Below are 24,415 nucleotides of genomic sequence, written 5' to 3'. Positions count from 1 at the left end.
CGCCGGTGCGCCATGATGCCGTCACACTCCCGACTGCTCACCTTCGCGCGACCTGAGTGTCACAAGGGTTGGCGCGGGCTGGTCGCTGCCGCATCTTGGATGGAACGCCAAAAGGATCTCGACACGATGAATACGGAACGCATCACTTTTCCCGGCCATGACGGCAATCAGCTGGCCGCCCGTCTGGACCTGCCCAATGGGCCGGTTCTGGCCACTGCGCTGTTTGCCCATTGTTTCACCTGCTCCAAGGACATTCCCGCCGCACGGCGCATTGCGGGGCGATTGGCCGGAATGGGAATTGCGGTGCTCAGGTTCGATTTCACCGGGTTGGGACATTCCGAAGGAGAATTCGAAAACACCACATTTACTTCGAACGTGCAGGATCTCATCGCTGCGGCCCGCTATCTGGACGGGCGCAATATGGCACCTCAGTTGTTGATCGGACATTCGCTGGGTGGAGCGGCCGTTTTGCGTGCGCGGGAGGGGATTGCATCCATCAAGGCCGTGGTCACCCTGGCCGCGCCGTTCGATCCTGGCCATGTGACCCACCATTTCACCGATGCCCTGTCTCGGATCGAAACCGAAGGCGCGGCGGATGTGACGTTGGGGGGGCGCCCATTCCGTATTGGACGCGACTTTATTCACGACATCAATCAGGAACAGCTCGCGCCAGCGATCTCGGACCTGCGGGCGGCCTTGCTGGTGTTGCATGGTCCCCGCGACGAAACCGTCAGCATCGAAAACGCCTCACAGATCTTTCTGGCTGCCAAACATCCCAAAAGCTTTGTCACGCTGGATGACGCCGACCACCTGATCTCGCGCGCCGAAGACGCGGAATACGCCGCAGAGGTAATTTCGGCCTGGGTGCAGCGGTATCTGGACCTGTGCCCCCCGGCCCCGCCGCCCGGTGCTCCGGAGGGCGTCCTGCGTGTCACCGAGGCCGACCCCGGCGGGTTCCTGCAGGATATCCAATCCGGTCCCGATCATCATATCTTGGCTGATGAGCCGCTGGCGTATGGCGGAACCAATCAGGGGCTGACGCCCTATGGGTTGGTCTCGGCCGGGCTTGGGGCCTGTACGTCGATGACCATTCGCATGTATGCCCGGCGCAAGGGCTGGCCGCTGGACGGTGTCAGCGTCGACATCAGCCACGACAAGGTCCATGCCCAGGATGCCGCTCCGGGCGGACCATCCAAGATCGACCAGTTCACCCGGTCCATCCGGCTCGAAGGCGGGTTGGATCAGGCACAGCGGGAAAAGCTGTTGGAAATCGCCGACAAATGCCCGGTACATCGCACCTTGGAACATTCTGCCCATGTGGTGACCCGGTTGATCTGAGGAACGCCCTTCACCATGGGCGGTGGCAAAAATCTTAGATAAGATTTTTGACCGGAAAATTCATAATTTTCCGGCCCGTGGCATGACGGTCGCCTTAATCGCGATAGTTGCCTGTGGTGATCTCCCCGCCCGGATCGACAAAACGGACCGCCGTAGAGGTGACTTCGACCTTGTAGCAGGCCCAAATGTCCGACGGGGGCCACATCGAACAATACCGATCATCGCGCACGGCCCAATATCCCCAGCTGTCGCGTCCCGCATTGTACAATGTGCGCCCTGATGCGTTAAAATCCTGCCACGCACCACGGTCATAGATCAGGCTGCGCCCTTCAAGCGCGCTGCGGATCTCCTCACCCAGTGCGGGCGTCCAGCCCTCTTGGGCAATCACCGGCAGTCCTAGACCTGCCATGCCCGTTGCCAACACCAGACTCCTCAGTCCCCACTTCGACATCCTCTGCCCCTTCCGCACGCGTGCCCTGTTTGCATCACCCTGATGCCTCGCACCGACGCTAAGAGAGACTGACTGGGCGCTCCAGTCACAAACCGGTGACTCCACTTGCCGGTTCGGCACCCGGTTTGGCGCGTTATTGATCGACATCAAGGAAAGCCGGCGCAATCCCTTCACAATGCTCCAATGCCAATGGCACACCGGTCAGATGTGAGGAGATGCAACATGGGCCTGTTTTCAAAAGTCGGACAAAGCAGCGATCTGGTCAACGGTATGGCCGAACGAATGGGGGTCGATTTTGCCGATGCCATCGGGCGCGATCCCGAAATGGAGGCCCAGAAATACCGTCGCGCCGTCATGCGTTGCAGCCAATGCAGCAACCAGACTGGCTGTGTCGAACTGCAAGGTGGCACCACTGAGTTGGACAAAACCCCCGATTATTGCATGAATTCAGACCTGTTCGCCCATATGAAGGCCGAATGAGACCACGCTGGCACGCGGTTTCCGACCATCAATCCTGACCAAAAACGCGATTTAAATGCCCGCTTCCGCTCGTCGGAAGGGGGCATTGGCTTATTGTTCAGTTACATGGCTTTGACATATCTGCCAAAGCCCGATCTCAATGGGTCAGCGACCGCTGCATTGATGGCCCGAACCGGATTTCCGCGATCCGGTGAGCGTGCTTAATGCATTGGAGCCGGCCTGCTGGGCAACCTGAGCGCTTTGGGACGAGTTGTCCGCCAGACTCGGGGCAGCCAGCCCACCGATCATGATCGCCGAAATCCATAAAACATGGGTCATCCGTTTCATTGTGTCGCTCCCGTCTTGTCGTTATGTCCTGCACAGTTTACACCGCGCTCAACCCAATGAACTACACAAGGCCGTGATATGATCCCGCGTTATTCCCGCCCCGAAATGGTTGCCAACTGGTCGCCCGAGACCAAATTCCGCATCTGGTATGAGATCGAGGCGCATGCCTGCGACGCAATGGCAAACCTGGGCGTGATCCCTCAGGAAAACGCTGATGCCGTGTGGAAGGCCAAGGACGTGGAGTTCGACGTGGCCCGGATCGACGAGATCGAAGCCGTCACCAAACACGATGTCATCGCCTTTCTGACCCATCTGGCCGAACACGTCGGCAGCGAAGAAGCCCGTTTCGTGCACCAGGGCATGACCTCGTCGGACGTTCTGGATACCTGTCTGAACGTCCAGCTGGTGCGTGCGGCTGACATTCTGTTGGAGGGTGTGGATCGGGTTCTGGCCGCGCTCAAGACCCGCGCCATTGAACACAAGGACACGGTGCGCGTCGGTCGCAGCCACGGCATCCACGCCGAACCCACCACGATGGGGCTGACATTCGCCCGTTTTTATGCCGAGATGGACCGCAACAAAACCCGTCTGCAGGCGGCCCGTGACGAAGTGGCCACCGGGGCGATCTCGGGCGCTGTTGGGACGTTTGCCAATATCGACCCCGCCGTCGAAGAGCATGTCTGTGCCCAACTCGGCCTGTCGCCCGAACCGATTTCGACCCAGGTGATCCCGCGCGACCGCCACGCGATGTTCTTTGCCGTGTTGGGTGTGATCGCCTCGTCGATCGAAAACGTCGCGATCGAGATCCGTCACATGCAGCGCACCGAAGTTCTGGAAGGCGCCGAGTTTTTCTCGATGGGGCAAAAGGGATCGTCGGCGATGCCGCACAAGAAGAACCCGGTTCTGACGGAAAACCTGACCGGTCTGGCGCGCCTGGTGCGTATGGCTGTGGTGCCTGCGATGGAAAACGTGGCGCTGTGGCATGAACGGGATATTTCGCATTCCTCGGTCGAACGCGCCATTGGTCCGGATGCGACCGTGACATTGGACTTTGCCCTGCACCGCCTGGCCGGTGTCGTGGAAAAAATGTTGGTCTTCCCGGAAAACATGTTGGACAACATGAACAAATTCCCCGGCCTGGTGATGTCACAGCGGGTTTTGCTGGCGCTGACACAGGCGGGTGTGTCGCGCGAAGATGCCTATTCCATGGTACAGCGCAACGCGTTGAAAGTCTGGGAAGAGCGGGTCGATTTCCGGGAACAGTTGCTGGCAGACGCGGATGTGGTTGCTGCGCTGGGCACTGATGGGATCAACAAAAAATTCGACATGGACTATCACACGAAACACGTGGATACGATTTTCAAACGTGTCTTCAAAGACTAAGCTGATATAGCTTACTCGCTTCAAAGACCGGCCCTGTGCCGGTCTTTTTGATTCACGAACCGTTTTTCATCTTTTGCTTTGGATATTCGTCCTCTGGACCTATGATAGGCCCACAAAATTGGGAGGACGGATTATGAAAGTCGGAACTCTTGTGCTGACCGCAGCACTCTTGTTGCCATCCCTGGCAGCGGCAATGGGGTGCTCGGGCCGCGAACATCAGGCGCAATCCTGCGCGGCAGGCACCACTTGGGATTCAAACAGCCAAAGTTGCGTCAAGATTATCAACAGCTGACGCACATCTCACAGGTTTTTTATTGCGGACGCTCCGTTTTGAGGGGCGCAGGATCTTTTTTGCACTAAACTCTATCCAAGTGATCAATTGGAGTGATTTTAATGCGTGTTTTGCTTGCTTTGGCCGTCGCCATGCCCGGATTTGCCTTTGCGGCTGGTGGCAACGGGAATGGTGGAACCACCTGGACCAACCCGCCGAAACCGTCCGAGACAACCAAGACCTGCAAGGGCGTGCGCGTCTGGGATGAGAAAAAGAAGCGGTGTGTCAGGCCCAAAAACTCGTCTCTGGATACCGAAACACTGTATGGTGCCGTACGCGAATTGGCTTATGCCGGACGCTATGACGATGCGCAGGGCGTGCTGTCTGCGATGGCGGATCAGAACGACGACGGCGTTCTGACCTATTGGGGGTTCACGCATCGCAAACTGGGACATGCAGAGCTGGCCAATCAATATTACCAACGTGCCATCACGCAGAACCCGGATAATCTGTTGGCGCGGTCATACATGGGCCAAGGATTTGTCGCCGAAGGCAAAACCGAATTGGCCATAGCCCAATGGAAGGAAATCCGCGCCCGCGGTGGGGCCGGTACCTGGCCAGAGACGTCCTTGCGCACAGCTTTGGAAACCGGGCTGACTTTCTCGTATTGAGCTTCAGTTTTTCTTTACTGCTTTGCCGCTAATCTGGCCCTGTCCCGGAGCAAAACCGGTGTAAGACAGAGGCTTGATAGAATGCAGCAGGAGACCGCTTTGACGGTGCCGGGCACGGCAGCGCGCACAGTTGATGTGTCAGACACCGTTCCGACCAAACCCAGTATCTCGTCCCTCGCGGGGCGGGCAAAGGCAGCGATTGTGGTCCGGTTGCTGCTGAACGAAGGGGCCGATATTCCGCTCGAGGAGCTGCCCGACGAATTGCAGGGGGTTCTGACCCATCAGATGGGCACGATGGGATTGGTGGACCGTGACACGTTGTTTTCGGTGGTGCAGGAGTTTGCCGAAATGCTTGATGGGGTTGGGCTGTCCTTTCCCAAGGGGATTGGCGGGGCGTTGACCATTCTGGATGGTCGGATCAGCCCACAGACCGCTGCCCGTCTGCGCAAAGAGGCAGGTGTGCGCATGACAGGCGACCCCTGGGATCGTCTGCGCGCCCTGCCCGCCGAAGATCTGGCCGAGTTGGTTCAGGCCGAAAGCACCGAAATCGCCGCCGTTATCCTGTCCAAGCTCGATGTACCCAAGGCTGCGGAACTGTTGGGAAAACTGTCCGGCCCCGACGCGCGGCGCATTACCTATGCCGTATCCCAAACCGGGGCCGTCACTCCCGATACCGTAGACCGGATCGGGATTTCCCTGGCGGCTCAGCTGGACGACAAACCGCTGGTCGCCTTTGACACGGGTCCCGGTGAGCGGGTTGGCGCGATCCTGAACCTGTCGCCCGCGACCACGCGCGAAGACATGTTGACCGCCCTGGACGAAGAAGACGCCGATTTTGCCAGCGTGGTACGCAAGTCGATCTTTACCTTTGCCCATATTGCAGAACGCCTGTCGCCCCGTGACGTGCCACAGGTGATCCGCGAAGTGGACCAGGGTGATCTGATTGTCGCGCTTGCCTTTGCCGCATTGGACCCCAAGGACACGGCCAGCGCCGACTTCATTCTCTCCAATATTTCGAGCCGGATGGCCGACAATCTGCGCGAAGAAGTGGCGGAAAAGGGCAAGATCAAGCCCGCCGATGGCGAATCCGCAATGAATACCGTCGTGGGGGCAATCCGCGGGCTGGAGCAGGCTGGAGATATCGAACTGATCCTGCCAGAGGGGGAAGAGGACGCCGCGTGAGCCACCTATCGGCGGTGCGCATGCAGATCCCGACATTGCCAGACACGGGCAAAACGCCCCAACAACACGGGCAAACCGCCCCAACGGCACGGGACAAGACAGTGGACAGCACACCGCCCTGCCCCTAAGCCCGTAGCATGACACAGGCACCCCCACCAAAGTCCGCGCCCGCCCCGATTGTATCACAGGCAGACCCTGCCGCCCTGGCTTCTACGCGGGCGGCGGATGCCGTGGCCCAATCGCAGGACACAGCCGGCTCGGGCCAGAAGGCGATTTTTCTGATGGTGGGAGCAATCCTGTGCTTTACGCTGATGGATTCCGGGGTCAAGGCACTGGCACCGCGCACAGGTGTCGTGCCCGCGCTTTGGGCGCGCTATGCCGGGCAGATGGCGCTGGTGCTCGTCCTTTTGCTGCCGCGTCTGCGTCAGGTTTCCCGCACGGCGTTTCCTGGTCTTCAGGCGCTCAGATCCCTGTTCCTGCTCCTTGCTACCGGGTTTTTCTTCCTTGGCCTCAGCCTGATCCCGATCAGCGATGCGGCGGCGCTGATGTCGGTCAATCCTGTCCTGATCACCCTGGGTGCAGCCCTGTTTCTGGGCGAGCGTCTGGGTCCACGCCGGGTTGCAGGGATCGCGGTGGCCATGGTCGGCGCATTGATCGTGATCCGGCCCGGATCCGGCGTGTTTTCTCTGGCAGCACTCGCACCGCTCGCAGCCGCGGTTTCCTATTCCGGCTACGCCTTGCTCACACGCAAGGTCGGCCCCCGGGAAGACCCCTGGACATCAATGCTGTACACTGCGTTGTTCGGCACAATCGTGCTCAGCTGTGTTGTGCCGTTCTTTTGGGTTTCACCAGACGGAACATCCCTGCTGTTGATGGGGGTCATTGCCCTGTGTGGCACGGTTGGACAACTGTGCCTGATCCGCGCCTTTAGCCAGGGAGAGGCCGCCATGCTGGCCCCCTTTGCCTATTGCGGGCTGATCTTTGCCACTCTGTGGGGCGTGTTGTTCTTTGCCGAAATCCCGGACATCTGGACAATATGTGGCGCGCTTGTGATTGCCGGTTCAGGGCTTTATGTCTGGCACCGAGAAACCAATCGGCGCAAGGCCTGATCCAATCCATGCCCATCGACCCTTCCCAGCTCACCCGCGCGCAAAAGGCGGGATTCTTTGCGGCCAATGTCGCGTTGCGCGGCATTATCGGCGCGGCCCGTCTGGTGCCCTATACATGGCGGGTCCCGGCGATGGGATGGCTGCTCAGTCGTCTTGCCCCTTTGGCCGGTTTCGACAAACGGGTGCGCAAGAACCTGATGCTGGTTGCGCCTGACCTGTCGACACAGGACGTGGATCGGCTGTGCCGCGAAGTGTCCAACAATGTGGGGCGGACGGTCATCGAACTGTATTCCGGTGCTCCGTTCCTGAAGCGGGCCCATGCCGCCGAAGTCACAGGCCCCGGGCTGGCCGCATTGGAACAGGCGCGGGCTGATGGGCGTCCGGTCATTCTGGTCACTGGGCATTTCGGCAATTACGATGCGGCACGCGCCAATCTGATTGCCCGCGGGCACCCCATGGGCGCGTTATACCGACGGATGAAGAACCCCTATTTCAACGAACACTATGTGCGCACGATATCCCGCATCGGCACCCCCATGTTCGAACAGGGCCGCCGTGGCATGATGGAGATGGTGCGCCATCTGAAACAGGGCGGCATCATCGCCATTGTCGCCGATCTGCACGCCCATGGTGGCAGCGAGCTTCAGTTTTTTGGCAAACCGGCGGTCACTTCGTTGGTCAATGCCGAATTGGCGTTGAAATACGGGGCCGAAATGATCCCGGTCTATGGCATCCGCAAGCAGAACGGTCTGGATTTTGAAATCGTCATGCAGGCCCCGATCGAACACAGCGACCCGGTCACCATGACCCAGACCGTCAACGACGAATTGGAGAAGCTGGTTCGTCAGCACATGGGGCAATGGTTCTGGATTCACCGGCGGTGGAAACCCTGGATGCATCTGGGTATTCAACCCGAAGACGGGGATGCCTGAACCGGGTCAGTCGATCCGCACTGCCGCCATGACCGCGCCCAGACCGGCCTGCTGGACCACAATCGCAGCCTTGTCTTCGCCGGTCACGTCAAACGACATCTGTGTCGTACTGAACCCATCCCAGGACCCAAGGATCTGCCAGTCGGCGACCACATTGGCATAGGACATCGTCTTGCCGGCCAATTCGCCCCGGGTGATCGAGATGTCGCGCACCGGTGCATAGCGGACGAGCTGAACCACCAGATCCTGTGGCCCGGACAGGTCAGATACCAGATCCAACACCACTGTATTCCCGGTGCGCTGCGCTGTCAGAAACACGGGCACCAGGTTGGCCCGATGCTGTGTGATCAGATCGGCCAACTTCATCGTATCCACCCCGACCACGTCTTCCTGCCCCATCACGATCATCTGCGGAGTGTAGATCATCTTGCGCCCGGCAACATGGGCATAGGCCTTTTGCCGTTTGGCATGGGACGGATCGGCGAACTGGTCCTTCCACCCGATGTAATCCCAATAATCCACATGCAGAGCCAGCGGCAGTACATCTTCACGCGCGGCCAATTGATGCAGCAGCGCATCCGCAGGCGGGCAAGACGAACACCCCTGTGACGTATAAAGTTCGACCACGACGGGCGAAGATTGTGCAGCTGCGATCCCCGGCAGCAACAATCCAAGAGCAACACATGCGGCGCGAAGAGCTTTCATATTAGGGCTTTCCTGATAGGTCTGGTCTGTACCTACCGCCGCATGCGCCGAAATACCAATCAAGGTTTCTTGAGAGCCACGACATCAATTCGCGCGGGTTTGTGACCATGTTTTGAAAAATTTTGTGTGCAACGGTATACAAAAACGCCGCAGTTGCCGTTTCCGCTATTGAATGGACCCGCGTCATGGGGCAGATAGCCACCAGCAAATCCCCTTTTCACCCAATCCCGAGGGAGGCCAGACATGACCGTTACCGTTGGACAGGACACCGCCAAGACACGCCGCACATTGAGCGTGAATGGCAAATCCATCGCCTATTATTCAATTCCCGCCGCAACCGAGGCCGGCCTGGGCGACTTTTCCAAGCTGCCCGCCGCCCTGAAAGTGGTGCTGGAAAACATGCTGCGTTTTGAGGACGACGGGTTTTCTGTCTCCGTGGACGACATCAAGGCATTTGGTGACTGGGCCACCAATGGCGGCAAAAGCCCCCGTGAAATCGCCTATCGCCCGGCCCGCGTGTTGATGCAGGATTTCACCGGCGTTCCCGCCGTGGTCGATCTGGCCGCCATGCGCGACGGTATCGTCGGGCTCAAAGGCTCTGCCTCGAAAATCAACCCGCTGGTTCCGGTTGATCTGGTCATCGACCATTCGGTCATGATCGACGAATTCGGCAACCCGCGCGCGTTCCAGATGAACGTGGACCGCGAATATGAACGCAACATGGAACGCTATCAGTTCCTGAAATGGGGTCAGACCGCGTTCAACAACTTCCGCGTTGTGCCCCCCGGAACCGGCATCTGCCACCAGGTGAACGTTGAATACCTGGCCCAGACCGTCTGGACCGACGAAGACCAGAATGGCGAAACCGTCGCCTATCCCGACACATTGGTCGGCACCGACAGCCACACCACCATGGTCAACGGCATGGCCGTTCTGGGTTGGGGTGTTGGCGGGATCGAAGCCGAAGCCGCCATGCTGGGTCAGCCGATTTCCATGCTGATCCCCGAAGTCGTGGGCTTTGAGCTGACCGGCGCGATGGTCGAAGGCACCACCGGCACCGACCTGGTTCTGAAAGTCGTCGAAATGCTGCGCGAAAAAGGCGTGGTTGGCAAATTCGTTGAATTCTATGGCACCGGTCTGGACCGTCTGCCGCTGGCCGACCGGGCAACCATCGCCAACATGGCACCGGAATATGGTGCGACCTGCGGGTTCTTCCCGATCGATGGTGAAACCCTGCGCTATATGGAAAACACCGGCCGCGACAAGGACCGTATCGCCCTGGTCGAAGCCTATGCCAAGGAAAACGGTTTCTGGCGCGACGCCGATTACGCCCCGATCTATACAGACACCATGTCGCTGGACATGGGCACCATCGTTCCGGCCATTTCCGGCCCGAAACGCCCACAGGATTACGTGGCCCTGACCAACGCCAAATCCGCCTTTGCCAACGAGATGGAACAGACTTTTAAACGTCCGATGGGCAAAGAGGTTGCTGTCAAAGGCGAAGACTACACCATGGAGTCGGGCAAGGTCGTGATCGCGTCGATCACATCCTGCACCAACACCTCGAACCCCTATGTGATGATCGGCGCCGGTCTGGTGGCCCGCAAGGCTGCGGCTCTGGGACTGGATCGCAAACCTTGGGTCAAAACCTCGCTCGCACCGGGATCGCAGGTCGTGTCCGCCTATCTGGAGGCCGCAAACCTTCAGGAAGATCTGGACAAGATCGGGTTCAACCTGGTCGGCTATGGCTGCACCACCTGTATCGGCAACTCTGGCCCGATCCAGCAGGAGATCTCCGAAGCCATCGCCGAAGGCGATCTGGTGGCGACATCGGTTCTGTCGGGCAACCGCAACTTTGAAGGGCGGATTTCGCCAGACGTGCGTGCCAACTATCTGGCATCCCCGCCGCTGGTTGTCGCCTATGCGCTGGCGGGTACCATGGACATCGATCTGGCCACTGACCCGATTGCACAAACACCCGAAGGCAAGGATGTCTATCTGAAAGATATCTGGCCCACGACCCAAGAGGTTGCCGAGCTGGTCGAACAGACCGTCACCCGCGAAGCATTCCTGTCGAAATACGCCGACGTGTTCAAAGGCGACGAAAAATGGCAGGCGGTGGAGATCACCGACGCGGAAACCTATGACTGGCCTGCGGCGTCCACCTACATCCAGAACCCGCCCTACTTCCAGGGCATGGGTACGGAACCCGGCACCATCAGCAACATCAATGATGCCAAGGTTCTGGCCGTTCTGGGCGACATGGTCACCACCGACCACATCTCGCCTGCGGGATCGTTTGCAACCACCACACCAGCGGGCAAATACCTGCTGGACCGTCAGGTGCAACCGCGCGAGTTCAACTCGTACGGGTCGCGCCGCGGCAACCACGAAATCATGATGCGCGGCACATTTGCCAATATCCGCATCAAGAACGAAATGCTGGACGGTGTCGAAGGTGGTTACACCAAAGGCCCCGATGGCGAACAGGCCGCGATCTATGACGCGTCCATGGCCTATCAGGAACAGGGCACTCCGCTGGTGGTGTTTGGCGGCGAACAGTATGGTGCCGGGTCTTCGCGTGACTGGGCGGCCAAAGGCACCGCGCTGCTGGGCGTCAAGGCCGTGATCGCCGAAAGCTTTGAACGTATCCACCGGTCCAACCTGGTTGGCATGGGTGTGATCCCGTTCGAATTCACCGGTGGCGACTCGCGTAAATCGTTGGGTCTGACCGGCGATGAAACCGTGTCGATCAGCGGATTGGACACCATCCAGCCGTTGCAGACTGTGCCCTGTGTCATCACCATGGCGGATGGTTCGGTCAAAGAGATCACTCTCAAGTGCCGCATCGATACCGCGCCTGAAATCGAATACATCGAACACGGCGGCGTGCTGCATTACGTGCTGCGCAACCTGGCCAAATCATAAGGTCAAACCTGACCTACAAGAATGATCAAAGCCTCGCCTTCTGGCGGGGCTTTTTTCTTGGCACAACCGGGGCGGATTTACGCACAGGACCCAAAAGATGCGGGCTGCATTTTTGCACAGATGATGTTGGCACCAGATGAATTGCCAATTGGATCAAGATCCCTGATTGTCCGGACATGACACAGGACATCCAAACCATCACCGGCTATCACGCCCACGTCTATTTTAGTTCAGACACCGTCGAGCAGGCCCGACAGCTGTGCCAATCAGCTGCGGACCAGTTTGGCGTCGTTATGGGGCGTGTTCATGAACGAAATGTCGGACCGCACCCGATGTGGTCCTGCCAATTGGGCGCAACGCCTGATCAATTCTCGCAGCTGCTGCCCTGGCTGGCTCTGAATCGCGACGGGTTGATCGTGTTTGCCCACCCCGAAACCAGCGACCACCTCAAAGATCACCGCGATCATGGCATCTGGTTGGGTACCGGGTTAGAGCTGGACCTGTCGATTTTTAATTGACTTGAGGCGGGTCCAGCACCGGCTTGCAAGGCTCGCAAATGCTGCATGTCCCCTCGGACAAGAGGTGCCAAATTTGTTGCCATCGCGATTGTTGACCGGTTTTATTGAAGTGCGTCAAGCAAACGAGACAACAGGCTCGGGTCTTCGACAACAACAAGCCCCTCGTCCTCAATACGTGTAGCCAGACGTTTTGCGGCATTCTTGCCGGCCTTACGCCCCGCAACCTGCCCCATCCGCGCCCCTTCGCTCATCAGTTTCGGAGTCGCCAGTACATAGGCCTGACCGGAGTCGGTTTGGAAGAATGCGGCGATATCCGTCAGTTCCTGTTTGGAAAAATTCCTGAGATAAACTGAAGCGCTTTGTTCCTGCATCGACTGGGTGAATTCACTCAAGAACTCTTCCATCAACAGGTCGAAAAACCTGTCGGGGTCCGTGAGCGTTGTTCCTTTGGCATTCAATTGATATTGAACCGCATCAATCATCATCGGCCTTTGTGCGGCAATGGCTCCTTCAAGCATGGACCGGGTGATGGTTTGGCTGACGATATATTCGGCCGCCGCTTTCTTTGGGTTCGCGTGAACAGGCGAACCGAGACCAATCAGAGAGATGGCACATGCACAAAAAAATGTTTTCACAAGAATTCCGATCACTTAGAAATTTTCTACCATGGATTTATGAGAAAAATTAAAAATCAACGCAAGGCAGAGTTAACCCTGAACATGAGATTTCGGTATTGAATGCTCCACACGAATAGCGTCTCGCACGTCCAATCCTTTCTTTAGCTCTGAAAATCAGCCAAAGGTGCAATCAATTCAACACATTGGCGCACTCGCATGCCGGTGTTGCGTCCCCCAATAATAATCCGAGGAACGCCTTGGAAATCAGCTGCCGCCCTTGGCCTTTTCCATCGCCGGGCGCAGGGTCTTTTCGATCACCCGTTCGGTCACCGGGCCCGCGTGACGCAGGATGATGGTTCCATTGCCGTCGATCACATAGGTTTCCGGCACGCCGTAGACGCCCCAATCCAACCCCATCCGGCCCTGTTCATCCCGGCCCAATCCGGCATAGGGATCGCCCAATTCGTTCAGGAACGCCGTGGCATTGGCCTGTTGGTCCTTATAGTTGATGCCCAGAATGGTGACGCCTTCGTTGGCCAGCTTGTCCAGATTGGGGTGCTCCACACGACAGGGCGCGCACCAGCTGGCCCAATAGTTGACCAGTTTGACCTCACCGTCCCGCAGGGTTTCATCGCTAAAGCCCGGCTTGCCTGGGAATTCGGTCAACACAACCGGCGGGGCAGGTTGATTTTCCCGCGCCGACGGCAGGGAATTGGGATCCTCGCGGAACATGCCCACGGCAGCAAGCAGCACAAACGCGCCAAAGATCACCGGCGGCGCGATCATCAGGGGAGAGATCTTAGCCATTGCGTGTTATCCGATCTTCGATCTGTTTCATTTCGGCGCGCACCTTGCGCCCGCGCCGGATCGACATCACCACCAGCAAAGCCAGCAACAGCAACGACGCCCCATAGGCTGACAGCACCGTGTCTGCATATTTTCCCAGATCAGGTATCATGCGCCAATCCTTTCACGCGCCAACAGCGCCTTGATCCGCCGGGCCCGGATTTCGGTTCCGGTCCGATAAAACACCAACGCAATGAACAGCAAAACAAACCCCGCCAGACAGACATACAGCGGGTTGGAGAACGCATCCGCCACGTTTTCCTTCTTGTCCAAACTCAGCGACGCGCCCTGATGCAATCCCTGGTTCCAGAAATTCACCGCATAGCGACTGAGCAGGGCAAACACCGACCCCACCAGACACAGGACCGAAGTCAGATCAGCGGCGGTATCCGGGTTATCAATCGCCTCCCACAGCGCCATGTACCCCAGGTAGAACAGGAACAGGATCAGGAACGACGTCAGACGCGGATCCCATTCCCACCAGGTGCCCCACATCGGCTGGCCCCAGATCGCTCCGGTGATCAATGCGATCACTGTCATCACCGCCCCGATGGGCGCAGCGGCCCGGGCGGCCAGCGCGCTGACATGGTGGCGGCGCACGATCCACACCAGCGAGGTAACCAGCATCATCACCCAGCAATTGATCGCCGTCATCGCAGCGGGCACATGCAGAAAGATGATCTTGACCGTTGATCCCTGACGATAATCGTCAGGCGTGAAAAAGAACCCCCAGATCAGGCCCACGGCCACCAGGGTGCCTGACGTCAGCCACAGGAACGGCATCACCCGTTCGGTGGTGGTCAGGAACTTCTTTGGATTGGCATATTCCCAGAATGACATAACGGGTATTTAGCTCTTCCTTCGGGTTTCTTTCAAATCACATCAGCGCAGGTTGACCCGCAGCACCGCAGCGCTGGCAAAGGGCAACAACGCAATGCTGGCAGCGGTGATCCCCGCCAGCATCAACATCGGGGTGTGGGTGTCCATGCCAATGGCCCCACGGCGGGCAACTTCGGCCCCAAAGATCAGCGTCGGCACGTATAGCGGCATCACCAACAGCGACAGCAACAGCCCGCCCCGTTTCAGCCCCACGGTCAACGCCGCACCAAAGGTGCCGATCACCGACAGCGCAGGCGTACCCAGCAACAGCGACACGACCACCCAAGTGTATCCGGGTGTCGGCAGGTTCAGCAACACACCCAACACCGGCGCGGCCAGAACCAGCGGCAGACCTGTGGTGATCCAATGGGCCAAGGCCTTGATTGTCACGGTGCTTTCCAGCGGCAGCGGTGCGGTGGCCAGCAAATCGAGCGAGCCGTCCTCCCAATCCAGCGCCAGCAGACGATCCAGCGACAACAGGCACGCCAACAGCGCGCCCAGCCACAAAACGCCCGGGGCGATCTCGGCCAGCAGCGACGATTGCGGCCCCACCGAAAACGGCACCATCACCGTCACGATCAGGAAGAACGCCAACCCCAGGCCAAACCCGCCACCGGCCCGCAAGGACAGCCGCAAATCACGCATCAACAGAGCAATCACAGGAAGCCTCCGTCAAAATCGTCAATCTCGGGTGGCTTGGCCTTGAACGGGCCCACATCCAGAACGTCGCCTTCGAGCCCAAGTTTGATATGCGTCGCGATCAACGCCGATCCCCCCTGTCCCAGATGCGCGCGCACTGCATCGGCAAACATTTCGACCGCCTTGACATCCAGCGACACGGTGGGCTCATCCAGCACCCAGATCGGGCGCCCGGTTACCACCAGCCGCGACAGGCCCAATCGGCGTTTCTGTCCGGCGGACAGGTTGCCTGCGTGGCGATCGGCCAACCCTGCCAGGTCATAGGCGTTCAGCGCCGGTTCAATGGATCCGGCCCCGAACACGCTGGCCCAGAACCGCAGGTTTTCCGACACCGTCAGCGTCGGTTTGATGCCATCGGAATGGCCCGCATAGGCAATGGTGTCATCGGCCCCTGTGACCGTCCCCGACACCGGCGGCTGCAACCCGGCCACAGTGCGCAGCAGCGTCGTCTTGCCAATTCCATTCGGGCCGCGCAGGATCATCGCATGCCCCGGCGTCAGGGCAAACCTCAGCCCCTCCAGCACAGGGACACCGCCACGGGCGATGGTCAGATCGGTTACGCTCAGGCTCATGCCAGCTGCCTTGTTCTCGTTTCTATCGTTTCTGCCGCTCGACCTGTCAGACGGTCAGGGCCGCCAATGCGACGCGCCGACCTTCGGAGAGCAGAACATTGTAGGTCCGGCAGGCGGCAGGTGAATTCATCACCTCGACCCCCAATCCGGCCTGTTCCAATGTCCTGCGCAGATCAGCGGGAATATGGGCGATTTCCGGCCCGGTCCCCACCAACAGCACATCAAACTCTTTGGCCAGCGCCACCAATGGCGCGCTGTCCTGATACCCGCCCCAAGAGGCAGTGCCTTTGACACTGGTCAAGATCGACCCCTGAAATACGACCCCACCGACGCGAAAGAAACCGTCCCCGTATCCATCGACAGGTTTTACGTCGCCAAAGCCCACTTCTGACAGTTGCATAATGTGTCGTCCTTTTTCGTCGCAGGGGTCACTTTAGGATCAGCAGCCCGATGAGTATGACCCAGGTGGTAACCGTATATGACCCTACGCGATAGAGCTTCTCCCGCATGGGGTCAAACACCGCCTTGGTCGCCGCTGGTCGCGTCCCGACCATCTGAAACATCATGCCTGCTGTTGGCACAGAGTGTGTCGCCACCGGGCCAAAGATCATCGCAGCGCCAAAACCAGAAAAGCCGCGGACAAGGCCCGCGGCTCCCCAAGGCCAGAAACATCCAGATCAGCCCTGGAGGTTCCAGGACCGCCGCCGTAGCGTCAGGCATCAATATTTCCGAACTGGTTGCCCGCGTTATTGGCCTGTTTTGACCAATCCCGCTTGACGCCCAGCCTTAACAGGATGGTCGAGGCAACAAAGACCGACGAATAGGTCCCGACCACAACACCCCAGATCATCGCAAAGACAAACCCGCGGATCACATCACCACCCAGCACAAACAGCGCAATCAGCGCCAACAACGTTGTGACCGAGGTCATGACTGTCCGGCTGAGCGTTTCGTTGATCGACAGGTTCAGCACCTGCGCCAGCGACATCTTCTTGAACTTGCGCAGGTTTTCCCGCACCCGGTCGAACACGACCACGGTATCGTTCAACGAATAGCCCACAATAGTCAGCAACGCGGCAATGATGGCCAGGTCGAATTTGATCTGCACCACCGAGAAAACCCCGATAGTCAACACCACATCATGCACCAGCGCCGCAACGGCCCCCAGCGCAAACTGCCATTCAAACCGCAACCAGATGTAGACCAGAACCGCGCCGATCGCCAACAGCACCGCATAGACCGCGGTGGTGATCAATTCGCCCGATACCTTGGGCCCTACCGATTCCACGGAGACGAATTTGATGTCCGGCGACACGGTTGTCAGTGCAGTTTCCACCTGCGCAATCACATCAGCCGTTACCGATTCAGCGCCTTCCTGGGCCTGAATGCGGATCATGGTCACATGTTCATCGGCATCAAAGGTCGGATCGAACACTTCGGTGATCGACACATCCCCCAGCCCCAGGGGTTCAATCGAACCGCGATAGGACCCGACATCCACGGCCTGGCTGCTTTGCGTCCGGATCGTGGTTCCGCCCCGGAAATCGATGCCAAAATTCAGCCCCATCACCACAAACGCTCCGATGGACAACACCATCATCAGGCTCGACAGGCCAACCCACAGCTTCCAGCTGTTAAAGAAGTCAAACGAGGTTTCCTTGGGAACAAGTCTCAGTCTCATGTCATACCTCGATCGTTTTCGGACGGCGCCGTTCAAACCACATCACGATAATCACCCGCGTGACAAAGATCGCGGTGAACACCGACGTCATGATGCCCAGCCCCAGCGTAATGGCAAAGCCGCGCACTGGCCCCGACCCCATGGCAAACAGGATCACAGCGGTGATGAAGGTGGTGATATTGGCATCCAGAATGGCGCTCAGCGCCTTTTCATATCCCCGTTCAATGGCACGGGCCGGACCTTTGGCTGTCTTCAGCTCTTCGCGGATCCGTTCAAACACCAACACATTGGCGTCCACCGCCATACCAACGGTCAACACGATCCCGGCGATCCCCGGCAGCGTCAGCGTCGCCCCGATCAGCGACAACAGGCCAAAGATCAGCCCGATGTTCAGAATCAACGCCACATTGGCAAACAGGCCAAACAGACCATAGCTGAGCCCCATGAACACCAGCACCCCGATAAAGGCGACCGCCGTGGCGATCTTGCCTGCATCAATGCTGTCCTGTCCCAATTCGGGTCCAATGGTCCGTTCTTCGAGAAAGGTCAGTTCAGCGGGCAATGCCCCTGCGCGCAGCAGCACCGCCAGATTGGTACTGTCTTCGACTGTAAAGCGTCCGGTGATGATGCCCGACCCACCTGGAATATGCGATTGGATCACAGGGGCGCTGACCACTTCGTCATCCAGAACGATGGCAAAAGGGCTGCCAATGTTTTCGGCCGTATAGTCGCCGAACTTGCGCGCGCCGGAGGTGTTGAAGCGAAAGTTCACCGCGGGCCGCCCGTTTTGATCATACGACGGCTGCGCATCCACCAGTTCCTCACCCGTCACGACAGGTGCGGATTCGATGGTATAGAAAATGCCCTGCTCATCCAGAGATGGCACCAGTTTGTTGCCGACACCCGCCGATGCGTCACCATCGCTGCCCCGGCCAACCACCGGGTGAAAGGCCAGACGCGCAGTGGTGCCGATGATGGCCTTCAATTCGGACGCGCTGCCGATACCGGGCACCTGGATCAGGATCCGGTCTGCACCCTGGCGTTGGATGGTCGGCTCGCGGGTACCGACCTCGTCGATCCGGCGGCGCACGATTTCCAGCGCCTGGCGCACGGTGCGATCGTCCGTGGCCAGCTTTTCGGCGTCGCTCAGTTGCACGGTCAGCACATCACCATCGCTGGTGACTGTGATGTCGGTGGATCCCGCCCCTGTCAGCGACTGGATCGGGCGGGCCATTCCCCGCACGATTTCCAATGCGCGGGACATGCCTTCGGGGTTGGAGATGCGAATCCGCAGTTGATCTTCGGGACCGGGCTGTTGGCGGAAGGTGCCGATGGTGGCCCGTTCCGGGCGCAGCGCATCGCGAATTTCCGGCCACATCGCATCCATGCGCGCAGCATAGACATCCGCGACCTGCACTTCGGCCAACAGATGTGCCCCACCGCGCAGGTCCAACCCCAGATTTACCAGCGCCGAGGGCAGAAACGACGGCCATTGCCCGGCCGTCGCCTGGTTTTCGTCCGTGTCCGCGCCAATCTCGATCGCGGCAACCGCGTCGTTGGATTGTTCGACGCGGGTGTAGAAGGCATTCGGCAGGGCCAGCAGCAGACCAGTTACACAAACCAGCCAGATCAGCACCCGCTTCCAAAGATCAATTTGCAGCATTCCCCTGCCTTTTCAGATTGTTGAAGGCCAGAGTTCAGCTTGCAGGTTCGGTCTTGCTCAGCACCTGTGCGATGGTCGCCTTGACCACACGAACCTTGACACCGTCAGCGATCTCGACTTCCAGCTCGCCGTCTTCCTTGACCTTGGCGATCTTGCCGATGATGCCACCTTGGGTGACAACCTGATCACCACGACGCACACCGTCGACCATGGCCTGATGATCCTTCATTTTCTTCTGCTGCGGACGGATCAGAAGGAAATACATGATCGCAAAGATCAGAATGAGCGGGAGAAACTGGGCAATTGCGCCACCATCCATGGGATATTCCTTTGTGTAGGGCAAACACGGGGTTGTCCCGCGTGTGAATTTTGCGGGAACCTATGCGCTGGTGGGGGTGTTTGCAAGAGCACCCCGCCCCACCAGTCGATCTGATTTCCCCCGGCTCCACGCGCCCCGCCCCCTTGGCCCTGACGCGCTTTCACGTCAGGATGCGGCACCACCGTATTTGAGGCCGCATTTATGACCGAATTGCCAATTGAACCCGAACTGTTTTGGGGCCTCGTCTGGGCCGTTGACCTGTTCTTGTCGGTCTTCCTGATCTTCGGAGCCTTCCCCAGCGGCACCCACCACATTGCCCAATTGGAACGGTTTCAAAAACGCCTGAACCTGGACCAGGTCAATCCAGGGCTGTTTCTAATTGGCATACTCCTGTGGGGAGCCATATTTGGATTGCTCTTTATCGGGCTTGTTGGACTGATCTGGGACCTACTCTGGTCGCAATGGTCTCAGGACCCCAAAGCAATTTGGAATTGGCGCTTCGCGCTTGCCAAGCTTACCGCTCTGACTGCTGTTCTAGGTGCCATAGTTGCCTTTCCTAAAACTCTGATCCGGTTGGGTTTGACGCAAAAACAAACCGAAATCGCGCAAGCGTCCCTGTTCAACGAGAAAATTAACGCTACCAGCGATGGCCTGCATGCAAGGCGCCAGGTTTGGAAAGGTCGCCAAACCAGATGGGAAGATGACGTAGCAAGCAGAAACTTTGCCCTAAGTCGACTTAGGAGCCTAGCAGAAGAACAGCCAAACGCTGCGCGTCAAATCTCTAGGCTTCTGAATATCTACGTTAGAGAACTGTCAAAAGAATGCTCTCCAGTGCTTTTCCCGACATCCAACAATAGCAAAGAGCTAGACGATTTAAGCAAGTCTGTATGTGTTAGCAGATCCGATATGGAAACCGCTGTTCAAGTTCTAGGAACGCTTAAGAGAATAGAAGAAGTTGACCCAAAGTCAGTTGAGATTGATCTGCAAAAAGTCAATCTCCAGAAGTTTTACCTTACAGGCTCAAATTTGACGGGTGCCAATCTTTCCGACACTCAAATGCAATGGGCTGACCTTTCTAGCGTCGATTTTAGCGGTGCTCTACTTTACGAGGCTCAGATGCAACAAGCTGACCTTTTTGGTGCAGTACTGCAAAACGCCTTTTTGTTTAAGGCAAGTATGCAGGGTAGTAACCTTTTCGGTGCTCAAATACATGGGGCCGACCTAACCCAAGCACGACTGCAAGGTGTTAACTTCTCCTGGGCTCAGATGGATGAGGGCACTGATTTTAGAAACGCCATTTTGCGAGGAGCTTCTTTTAGGGACGTTGATTGCTCTAAAGTTAATTTGTCACAGTCGCAAATAGATAGTGTGTTCTATGACGGTTCAGTAAAACTCGCCAATCACCTTAAAAGAAAAGAGGGCTGGGATCTGGTTCTTTCAGCAGAGAAATTCCGCGATCAAAAGAACGCTTGGCAAAAATCCATCGGCTTCGACCCCAACGACCCGTCGACCTGAGACGACCCGCAACCCTAACCCGCCCCGCCCCGACCAAAATACCCCACTGCGGCCAATCTTCGCCCTCTCCCCCCATTCCAGCTTCCCCTTCGTTAAACCTTGGGGCATATGCTGGGGATACTGATTCAACCGCCTAGGAGCATATCGACATGCATGACATCCGTGCGATCCGTGAAAACCCTGCCGCTTTTGACGCCGCTGTTGCGCGCCGTGGGGATGCGCCGGTGTCATCAACGATCCTGGCGCTGGACGAAGCCCGCCGGGCCAAGATCCTGGCCGCTGAAACCGCACAGGCCGACCAGAACAAGGCATCGAAATCCGTGGGCGCTGCCAAGGCCAGCGGTGACGAGGCCGAGTTTGAACGCCTGCGCGCGCTGGTGTCCGAGAAAAAGGCCGAAGTTGCCGCCATGCAGGCCGAGGCCAAGGAGCTGGACGCGCAGCTGACGGCCGCGCTCGAGGTGATCCCGAACCTCGCCTATGACGACGTGCCTGTGGGCGCGGATGAGGACGACAACGTCGAAATCCGTCGTTGGGGCACGCCGCGCAGCTTTGATTTCGCGCCCAAGGAACATTACGAACTGGCCGGCGCGCAGGGCCTGGATTTCGAAATGGGGGCCAAGCTGTCGGGGTCGCGTTTTGTGATGATGCGCGGCCATATCGCGCGGCTGCATCGGGCGTTGGCCCAATTCATGCTGGACACGCACACAGGCGAAAATGGTCTGACCGAGGTCAATGGCCCCGTCATCGTGCGCGAAGAAATGATGTATGGCACCGGGCAGCTGCCCAAATTCGGCGAAGACAGCTATCAGACCACCAACGGCTGGTGGCTGATCCCGACATCCGAAGTGACGCTGACCAACACCGCCAATGGCGAAACCCTGGCCGAAGCCGACCTGCCGGTGCGCATGACGTCGCATTCGCTGTGCTTCCGGTCCGAAGCCGGCAGCGCCGGACGGGATACATCGGGGATGCTGCGCCAACACCAGTTCGAAAAGGTCGAAATGGTGTCGATCACCCATCCCGACCACAGCCGGGCCGAGCTGGACCGCATGACCGAATGCGCTCAGGGTATTCTGGAGCGTCTGGGCCTGCCCTATCGCACTGTGGTGCTGTGCACCGGCGACATGGGGTTCGGTGCACGCCAGACCCACGACATCGAAGTCTGGCTGCCCGGTCAGAACACCTATCGCGAAATTTCGTCAGTGTCGGTCTGTGGCAATTTTCAGGCCCGCCGGATGAATGCCCGCTTTAAACCCACCGATGGCGGCAAGCCGGATTTCGTGCACACGCTGAATGGATCGGGGCTGGCCGTCGGGCGGTGTCTGATCGCGGTTCTGGAAAACGGCCAGAACGCCGATGGTTCTGTCAGCCTGCCCGCTGCTCTGGCCCCCTATCTGGGCGGCAAGACCACGTTGGACAAGGACGGTAAGCTGGTCTGATCAGGGCCCGCATCCACACACCAAAACCAGGGGGCGCATCGGTCGATGTGCCCCCAATTGCTTTTGCATCGGTCACGGCGCGGTGGCATGGGAGACGATGATCTGGGCACCGGCCCAAGACAGGCCCATCCAGCGCAGTTCAGGTGGCGCAGTTCAGGATTTGCCTGACTTCCCCTTTTTCTTTTTCTTCGGAACTTTCTGACCAGCTTTGATCGCCTGTTCCTTGCGCCGTTCGTGTGCGATGTCGCTTTTGGCTTTGGCTTTGGCCTTCTTGGCCTTGGTTTTGGCCTTTTCCTTGGCCTTGGCAAATTCGACGCTCAGATCTTCGACCTTTTTGGCGGCTTTCTTGGCCTTGGCTTTGGCTTTGGCCTGCTTGCGCGCCCATTGGTCCGCTTCGGCCTTGGCCTTGGCCAGCGCCTGAGCGGCTGCTTTCTTCTTGCTCAACTTGGGCTCTGGTTTGGGGGCTGGTTTGGCGCTGGACACAGGTTGAGCGACCGCCTGTTCGTTCTCGGGGGCCAAAAGGATCTGGGCCGCGGCCAGCAGTTTAACGCCATTGTTTTCGCCAATGCCGCGAATGGTCAACAGGCTGGCCAGATCACGCTGCGCCAGATCCTCAACCGACGCGATCCCGTTCTCCCGCAAGACCCGATCCAAAGACTGACCAACGCCACGCAGTTCGATAATGGGTGTCATGTGATCTCCAAATGTTCATTTTTTCGCGATTTCCGATGCAACCTTAGCAAAGAAGTCACACAGATACAGACGAATTTTGGAAAACACCCGATGATCCAGGAGACTAGCCCGGCCTAGATCGGCTCAGGGAAAGGGAACCAGCCGCTGGCGGTCTTCGTCCCACAACTTGAGCTTTAGCGCCTGAACCGCCTCTATAAACCCGATTCGACGCGGAGCCATGTCTTCGGGCATCGAATGGTGACAGGTTCTGAGCCGATAGGAGGGAATCCGCGCGTTGAAATGATGGATGTCATGCAGGGTGATATTGGCCACAGCCAAATCAAAGAACCACCCGAAGTCCAGACAGGATGCCCCTTGGATCGCGGCCCTTTGCGGGTCCAGATCCGGGCGCCGGCCCCAATAGGTGTCTTCGAAATTGTGTTGCAAATAGACCAGAAACACCCCGATCATCCCCCCCACAAAGGAGAACAACAACCAGATCAGCACGCCAGTTGTCCCTGCCAAAGCGTAGAGACATCCAAGAAAAACCACGATGGACACATTGTGCAACAGCACGCCTGCCACGCCGAAACGCATCGTATTCTTGGGCCAGCGGTAGCGAATGAAATAGGTGAACATGGACCCGACCGGGATCAGGATCCAAGGGCTGCGATAGAGACGATAGAACAGTCGGGTTCCGAACCCTGCCTGCTTCCATTCACGTAGGGTCATGGTGTGAATTTCGCCGGTTTCACGCTGTTCCAGATTGCCGACCCCCGCGTGGTGCAGATTGTGGTTCTGCTTCATCACTTCAAAGGGTGCAAAGGTGAACGGAGACAGGACGTGGCCAGCCAGTTCGTTCTGGCTGCGGCTTTCAAACAGCGAATGATGCCCACAGTCATGCTGCAACACGTAGAGACGCACAGCAGAAAAGGCATGCACCATCCCGGCGACAACCAGGATCAAGCCATTGGACGCATAGGCAATCGCCAGATAGAGAGAGGTGAAATAGACCACAAAAGTACCAAAATAGCTGAGCGATGCCAGCCGGTTGTCTCTGTGCGCAAATTGGCGCGTATAGCTTCTGAGATCCATGGTCAGGCCCCAGCCCCAAAGCGGACTGCCTCTGTCAAATTCATTTTCAGGCAGCCGGGCACGTCAGACCAGCGCCAGTTTCGGCAAAGTGCCGCCCCACAGCCCGCTTGGCAAGGGGGC

Annotated in this window: 27 protein-coding genes; 12 read left to right on the top strand and 15 right to left on the bottom strand. The window is 58.3% G+C overall.

Annotated features, from left to right (window positions below):
* Positions 1-126 precede the first annotated feature (126 nt).
* A complete protein-coding gene (locus QEZ52_RS09310) occupies positions 127-1,338 on the top strand; it encodes a bifunctional alpha/beta hydrolase/OsmC family protein (RefSeq protein WP_406649740.1) in 1,212 nt (403 codons plus the stop codon).
* A gap of 94 nt (positions 1,339-1,432) precedes the next feature.
* Here QEZ52_RS09310 and QEZ52_RS09305 read toward each other — a convergent pair whose 3' ends face one another.
* Entirely contained in the window at positions 1,433-1,789 is a 357-nt protein-coding gene (locus QEZ52_RS09305) for a hypothetical protein (protein ID WP_406649738.1), read from the bottom strand.
* Between the two features lie 222 nt (positions 1,790-2,011).
* On the opposite strand from QEZ52_RS09305, the gene QEZ52_RS09300 reads away from it, so the two are divergent.
* Complete coding sequence (locus tag QEZ52_RS09300; protein ID WP_406649736.1) at positions 2,012-2,269, top strand: DUF6455 family protein; 258 nt, start codon at positions 2,012-2,014, stop codon at positions 2,267-2,269.
* Positions 2,270-2,413: 144 nt separating this feature from the next.
* Here the strand turns inward: QEZ52_RS09300 and QEZ52_RS09295 are convergent, their stop codons facing one another.
* The gene (locus QEZ52_RS09295; protein ID WP_406649735.1) at positions 2,414-2,596 is read right to left on the bottom strand and encodes a hypothetical protein; all 183 of its coding nucleotides are present in this window, start codon (positions 2,594-2,596) and stop codon (positions 2,414-2,416) included.
* A gap of 78 nt (positions 2,597-2,674) precedes the next feature.
* Here QEZ52_RS09295 and purB point away from each other — a divergent pair, with 78 nt between their 5' ends.
* The 6 genes from purB to QEZ52_RS09265 all read left to right on the top strand — a co-directional run bounded on the left by purB (position 2,675) and on the right by QEZ52_RS09265 (position 8,144).
* On the top strand, positions 2,675-3,979 hold the full coding sequence (gene purB, locus QEZ52_RS09290) for an adenylosuccinate lyase (protein ID WP_406649733.1): 1,305 nt from the start codon (positions 2,675-2,677) through the stop codon (positions 3,977-3,979).
* A 133-nt stretch (positions 3,980-4,112) separates the two neighbouring features.
* Positions 4,113-4,271, top strand: a complete 159-nt coding sequence (locus QEZ52_RS09285; protein WP_291736512.1) for a hypothetical protein — start codon at positions 4,113-4,115, stop codon at positions 4,269-4,271.
* Positions 4,272-4,372: 101 nt separating this feature from the next.
* On the top strand, positions 4,373-4,921 hold the full coding sequence (locus QEZ52_RS09280; protein ID WP_406649730.1) for a tetratricopeptide repeat protein: 549 nt from the start codon (positions 4,373-4,375) through the stop codon (positions 4,919-4,921).
* A gap of 81 nt (positions 4,922-5,002) precedes the next feature.
* Positions 5,003-6,103 carry a flagellar motor switch protein FliG gene (locus QEZ52_RS09275; RefSeq protein ID WP_406649727.1) on the top strand — a complete coding sequence of 367 codons (1,101 nt, stop codon included), beginning with the start codon at positions 5,003-5,005 and terminating at the stop codon, positions 6,101-6,103.
* 137 nt (positions 6,104-6,240) lie between these two features.
* Entirely contained in the window at positions 6,241-7,212 is a 972-nt protein-coding gene (locus QEZ52_RS09270) for a DMT family transporter (protein WP_406649725.1), read from the top strand.
* Positions 7,213-7,220: 8 nt separating this feature from the next.
* Positions 7,221-8,144 carry a lysophospholipid acyltransferase family protein gene (locus tag QEZ52_RS09265; RefSeq protein WP_406649722.1) on the top strand — a complete coding sequence of 308 codons (924 nt, stop codon included), beginning with the start codon at positions 7,221-7,223 and terminating at the stop codon, positions 8,142-8,144.
* Positions 8,145-8,150: 6 nt separating this feature from the next.
* Here QEZ52_RS09265 and QEZ52_RS09260 read toward each other — a convergent pair whose 3' ends face one another.
* Entirely contained in the window at positions 8,151-8,849 is a 699-nt protein-coding gene (locus tag QEZ52_RS09260) for a thioredoxin family protein (protein ID WP_406649719.1), read from the bottom strand.
* A gap of 243 nt (positions 8,850-9,092) precedes the next feature.
* Between QEZ52_RS09260 and acnA the strand changes: the two genes are divergently transcribed.
* Both acnA and QEZ52_RS09250 read left to right on the top strand, forming a co-directional pair.
* Positions 9,093-11,780, top strand: coding sequence for an aconitate hydratase AcnA (acnA, locus tag QEZ52_RS09255; protein ID WP_406649717.1), 2,688 nt, complete (start codon positions 9,093-9,095; stop codon positions 11,778-11,780).
* 176 nt (positions 11,781-11,956) lie between these two features.
* Positions 11,957-12,298: a DOPA 4,5-dioxygenase family protein gene (locus tag QEZ52_RS09250; RefSeq protein WP_406649714.1), complete on the top strand. Its 342-nt coding sequence runs from the start codon at positions 11,957-11,959 to the stop codon at positions 12,296-12,298.
* Positions 12,299-12,399: 101 nt separating this feature from the next.
* Here QEZ52_RS09250 and QEZ52_RS09245 read toward each other — a convergent pair whose 3' ends face one another.
* The 10 genes from QEZ52_RS09245 to yajC form a co-directional block, all read right to left on the bottom strand.
* Positions 12,400-12,948 carry a DUF2059 domain-containing protein gene (locus QEZ52_RS09245; RefSeq protein ID WP_406649712.1) on the bottom strand — a complete coding sequence of 183 codons (549 nt, stop codon included), beginning with the start codon at positions 12,946-12,948 and terminating at the stop codon, positions 12,400-12,402.
* A gap of 231 nt (positions 12,949-13,179) precedes the next feature.
* The gene (locus QEZ52_RS09240; RefSeq protein WP_406649710.1) at positions 13,180-13,722 is read right to left on the bottom strand and encodes a DsbE family thiol:disulfide interchange protein; all 543 of its coding nucleotides are present in this window, start codon (positions 13,720-13,722) and stop codon (positions 13,180-13,182) included.
* On the bottom strand, positions 13,715-13,873 hold the full coding sequence (gene ccmD, locus QEZ52_RS09235) for a heme exporter protein CcmD (RefSeq protein WP_406649707.1): 159 nt from the start codon (positions 13,871-13,873) through the stop codon (positions 13,715-13,717). Before ccmD ends, QEZ52_RS09240 begins: the two co-directional genes overlap by 8 nt.
* Complete coding sequence (locus QEZ52_RS09230) at positions 13,870-14,601, bottom strand: heme ABC transporter permease (protein ID WP_406649705.1); 732 nt, start codon at positions 14,599-14,601, stop codon at positions 13,870-13,872. The genes ccmD and QEZ52_RS09230 overlap by 4 nt, the downstream gene beginning before the upstream one ends.
* Positions 14,602-14,643: 42 nt before the next feature.
* Positions 14,644-15,300 (bottom strand): heme exporter protein CcmB, encoded by a 657-nt coding sequence (ccmB, locus tag QEZ52_RS09225; RefSeq protein WP_406649702.1) that lies wholly within the window; start codon positions 15,298-15,300, stop codon positions 14,644-14,646.
* Positions 15,297-15,911 (bottom strand): heme ABC exporter ATP-binding protein CcmA, encoded by a 615-nt coding sequence (ccmA, locus tag QEZ52_RS09220; protein WP_406649700.1) that lies wholly within the window; start codon positions 15,909-15,911, stop codon positions 15,297-15,299. The genes ccmB and ccmA overlap by 4 nt, the downstream gene beginning before the upstream one ends.
* Positions 15,912-15,957: 46 nt before the next feature.
* Positions 15,958-16,311: an Mth938-like domain-containing protein gene (locus QEZ52_RS09215; RefSeq protein ID WP_406649696.1), complete on the bottom strand. Its 354-nt coding sequence runs from the start codon at positions 16,309-16,311 to the stop codon at positions 15,958-15,960.
* A gap of 312 nt (positions 16,312-16,623) precedes the next feature.
* The gene (secF, locus tag QEZ52_RS09210) at positions 16,624-17,592 is read right to left on the bottom strand and encodes a protein translocase subunit SecF (RefSeq protein ID WP_406649694.1); all 969 of its coding nucleotides are present in this window, start codon (positions 17,590-17,592) and stop codon (positions 16,624-16,626) included.
* A gap of 1 nt (position 17,593) precedes the next feature.
* Positions 17,594-19,255: a preprotein translocase subunit SecD gene (gene secD, locus QEZ52_RS09205; protein ID WP_406649691.1), complete on the bottom strand. Its 1,662-nt coding sequence runs from the start codon at positions 19,253-19,255 to the stop codon at positions 17,594-17,596.
* A 34-nt stretch (positions 19,256-19,289) separates the two neighbouring features.
* Complete coding sequence (yajC, locus tag QEZ52_RS09200; protein WP_406649688.1) at positions 19,290-19,574, bottom strand: preprotein translocase subunit YajC; 285 nt, start codon at positions 19,572-19,574, stop codon at positions 19,290-19,292.
* 201 nt (positions 19,575-19,775) lie between these two features.
* On the opposite strand from yajC, the gene QEZ52_RS09195 reads away from it, so the two are divergent.
* Together QEZ52_RS09195 and serS are read left to right on the top strand one after the other, a co-directional pair.
* Complete coding sequence (locus QEZ52_RS09195; protein ID WP_406649685.1) at positions 19,776-21,089, top strand: pentapeptide repeat-containing protein; 1,314 nt, start codon at positions 19,776-19,778, stop codon at positions 21,087-21,089.
* Positions 21,090-21,238: 149 nt separating this feature from the next.
* Complete coding sequence (serS, locus tag QEZ52_RS09190; RefSeq protein WP_406649682.1) at positions 21,239-22,528, top strand: serine--tRNA ligase; 1,290 nt, start codon at positions 21,239-21,241, stop codon at positions 22,526-22,528.
* A gap of 153 nt (positions 22,529-22,681) precedes the next feature.
* On the opposite strand, the gene QEZ52_RS09185 is transcribed toward serS, so the two are convergent.
* Positions 22,682-23,221: a helix-hairpin-helix domain-containing protein gene (locus QEZ52_RS09185; RefSeq protein WP_406649680.1), complete on the bottom strand. Its 540-nt coding sequence runs from the start codon at positions 23,219-23,221 to the stop codon at positions 22,682-22,684.
* Positions 23,222-23,344: 123 nt separating this feature from the next.
* Positions 23,345-24,295: a fatty acid desaturase gene (locus tag QEZ52_RS09180; RefSeq protein WP_406649677.1), complete on the bottom strand. Its 951-nt coding sequence runs from the start codon at positions 24,293-24,295 to the stop codon at positions 23,345-23,347.
* Positions 24,296-24,415: the final 120 nt, after the last annotated feature.

Source organism: Aliisedimentitalea scapharcae, assembly GCF_045277565.1.
Classification (GTDB): domain Bacteria; phylum Pseudomonadota; class Alphaproteobacteria; order Rhodobacterales; family Rhodobacteraceae; genus Aliisedimentitalea; species Aliisedimentitalea scapharcae.
The sequence above is the reverse complement of the archived record's forward strand: the minus strand, read 5'-3'. Positions and strand labels throughout refer to the sequence as shown.

Bases quoted from the DNA above. Each gene is read 5' to 3' on its own strand.
- acnA (WP_406649717.1), top strand. From the start codon at position 9,093: ATGACCGTTACCGTTGGACAGGACACCGCCAAGACACGCCGCACATTG.
- QEZ52_RS09250 (WP_406649714.1), top strand. From the start codon at position 11,957: ATGACACAGGACATCCAAACCATCACCGGCTATCACGCCCACGTCTAT.
- QEZ52_RS09240 (WP_406649710.1), bottom strand. From the start codon at position 13,722: ATGGCTAAGATCTCTCCCCTGATGATCGCGCCGCCGGTGATCTTTGGC.
- QEZ52_RS09195 (WP_406649685.1), top strand. From the start codon at position 19,776: ATGACCGAATTGCCAATTGAACCCGAACTGTTTTGGGGCCTCGTCTGG.
- QEZ52_RS09185 (WP_406649680.1), bottom strand. From the start codon at position 23,221: ATGACACCCATTATCGAACTGCGTGGCGTTGGTCAGTCTTTGGATCGG.
- QEZ52_RS09275 (WP_406649727.1), top strand. From the start codon at position 5,003: ATGCAGCAGGAGACCGCTTTGACGGTGCCGGGCACGGCAGCGCGCACA.
- QEZ52_RS09260 (WP_406649719.1), bottom strand. From the start codon at position 8,849: ATGAAAGCTCTTCGCGCCGCATGTGTTGCTCTTGGATTGTTGCTGCCG.
- QEZ52_RS09265 (WP_406649722.1), top strand. From the start codon at position 7,221: ATGCCCATCGACCCTTCCCAGCTCACCCGCGCGCAAAAGGCGGGATTC.
- QEZ52_RS09305 (WP_406649738.1), bottom strand. From the start codon at position 1,789: ATGTCGAAGTGGGGACTGAGGAGTCTGGTGTTGGCAACGGGCATGGCA.
- serS (WP_406649682.1), top strand. From the start codon at position 21,239: ATGCATGACATCCGTGCGATCCGTGAAAACCCTGCCGCTTTTGACGCC.
- QEZ52_RS09300 (WP_406649736.1), top strand. From the start codon at position 2,012: ATGGGCCTGTTTTCAAAAGTCGGACAAAGCAGCGATCTGGTCAACGGT.
- QEZ52_RS09310 (WP_406649740.1), top strand. From the start codon at position 127: ATGAATACGGAACGCATCACTTTTCCCGGCCATGACGGCAATCAGCTG.
- secF (WP_406649694.1), bottom strand. From the start codon at position 17,592: ATGAGACTGAGACTTGTTCCCAAGGAAACCTCGTTTGACTTCTTTAAC.
- QEZ52_RS09180 (WP_406649677.1), bottom strand. From the start codon at position 24,295: ATGGATCTCAGAAGCTATACGCGCCAATTTGCGCACAGAGACAACCGG.
- QEZ52_RS09280 (WP_406649730.1), top strand. From the start codon at position 4,373: ATGCGTGTTTTGCTTGCTTTGGCCGTCGCCATGCCCGGATTTGCCTTT.
- secD (WP_406649691.1), bottom strand. From the start codon at position 19,255: ATGCTGCAAATTGATCTTTGGAAGCGGGTGCTGATCTGGCTGGTTTGT.
- ccmA (WP_406649700.1), bottom strand. From the start codon at position 15,911: ATGAGCCTGAGCGTAACCGATCTGACCATCGCCCGTGGCGGTGTCCCT.
- purB (WP_406649733.1), top strand. From the start codon at position 2,675: ATGATCCCGCGTTATTCCCGCCCCGAAATGGTTGCCAACTGGTCGCCC.
- QEZ52_RS09270 (WP_406649725.1), top strand. From the start codon at position 6,241: ATGACACAGGCACCCCCACCAAAGTCCGCGCCCGCCCCGATTGTATCA.
- QEZ52_RS09285 (WP_291736512.1), top strand. From the start codon at position 4,113: ATGAAAGTCGGAACTCTTGTGCTGACCGCAGCACTCTTGTTGCCATCC.
- QEZ52_RS09230 (WP_406649705.1), bottom strand. From the start codon at position 14,601: ATGTCATTCTGGGAATATGCCAATCCAAAGAAGTTCCTGACCACCACC.
- QEZ52_RS09295 (WP_406649735.1), bottom strand. From the start codon at position 2,596: ATGAAACGGATGACCCATGTTTTATGGATTTCGGCGATCATGATCGGT.
- ccmD (WP_406649707.1), bottom strand. From the start codon at position 13,873: ATGATACCTGATCTGGGAAAATATGCAGACACGGTGCTGTCAGCCTAT.
- yajC (WP_406649688.1), bottom strand. From the start codon at position 19,574: ATGGATGGTGGCGCAATTGCCCAGTTTCTCCCGCTCATTCTGATCTTT.
- QEZ52_RS09215 (WP_406649696.1), bottom strand. From the start codon at position 16,311: ATGCAACTGTCAGAAGTGGGCTTTGGCGACGTAAAACCTGTCGATGGA.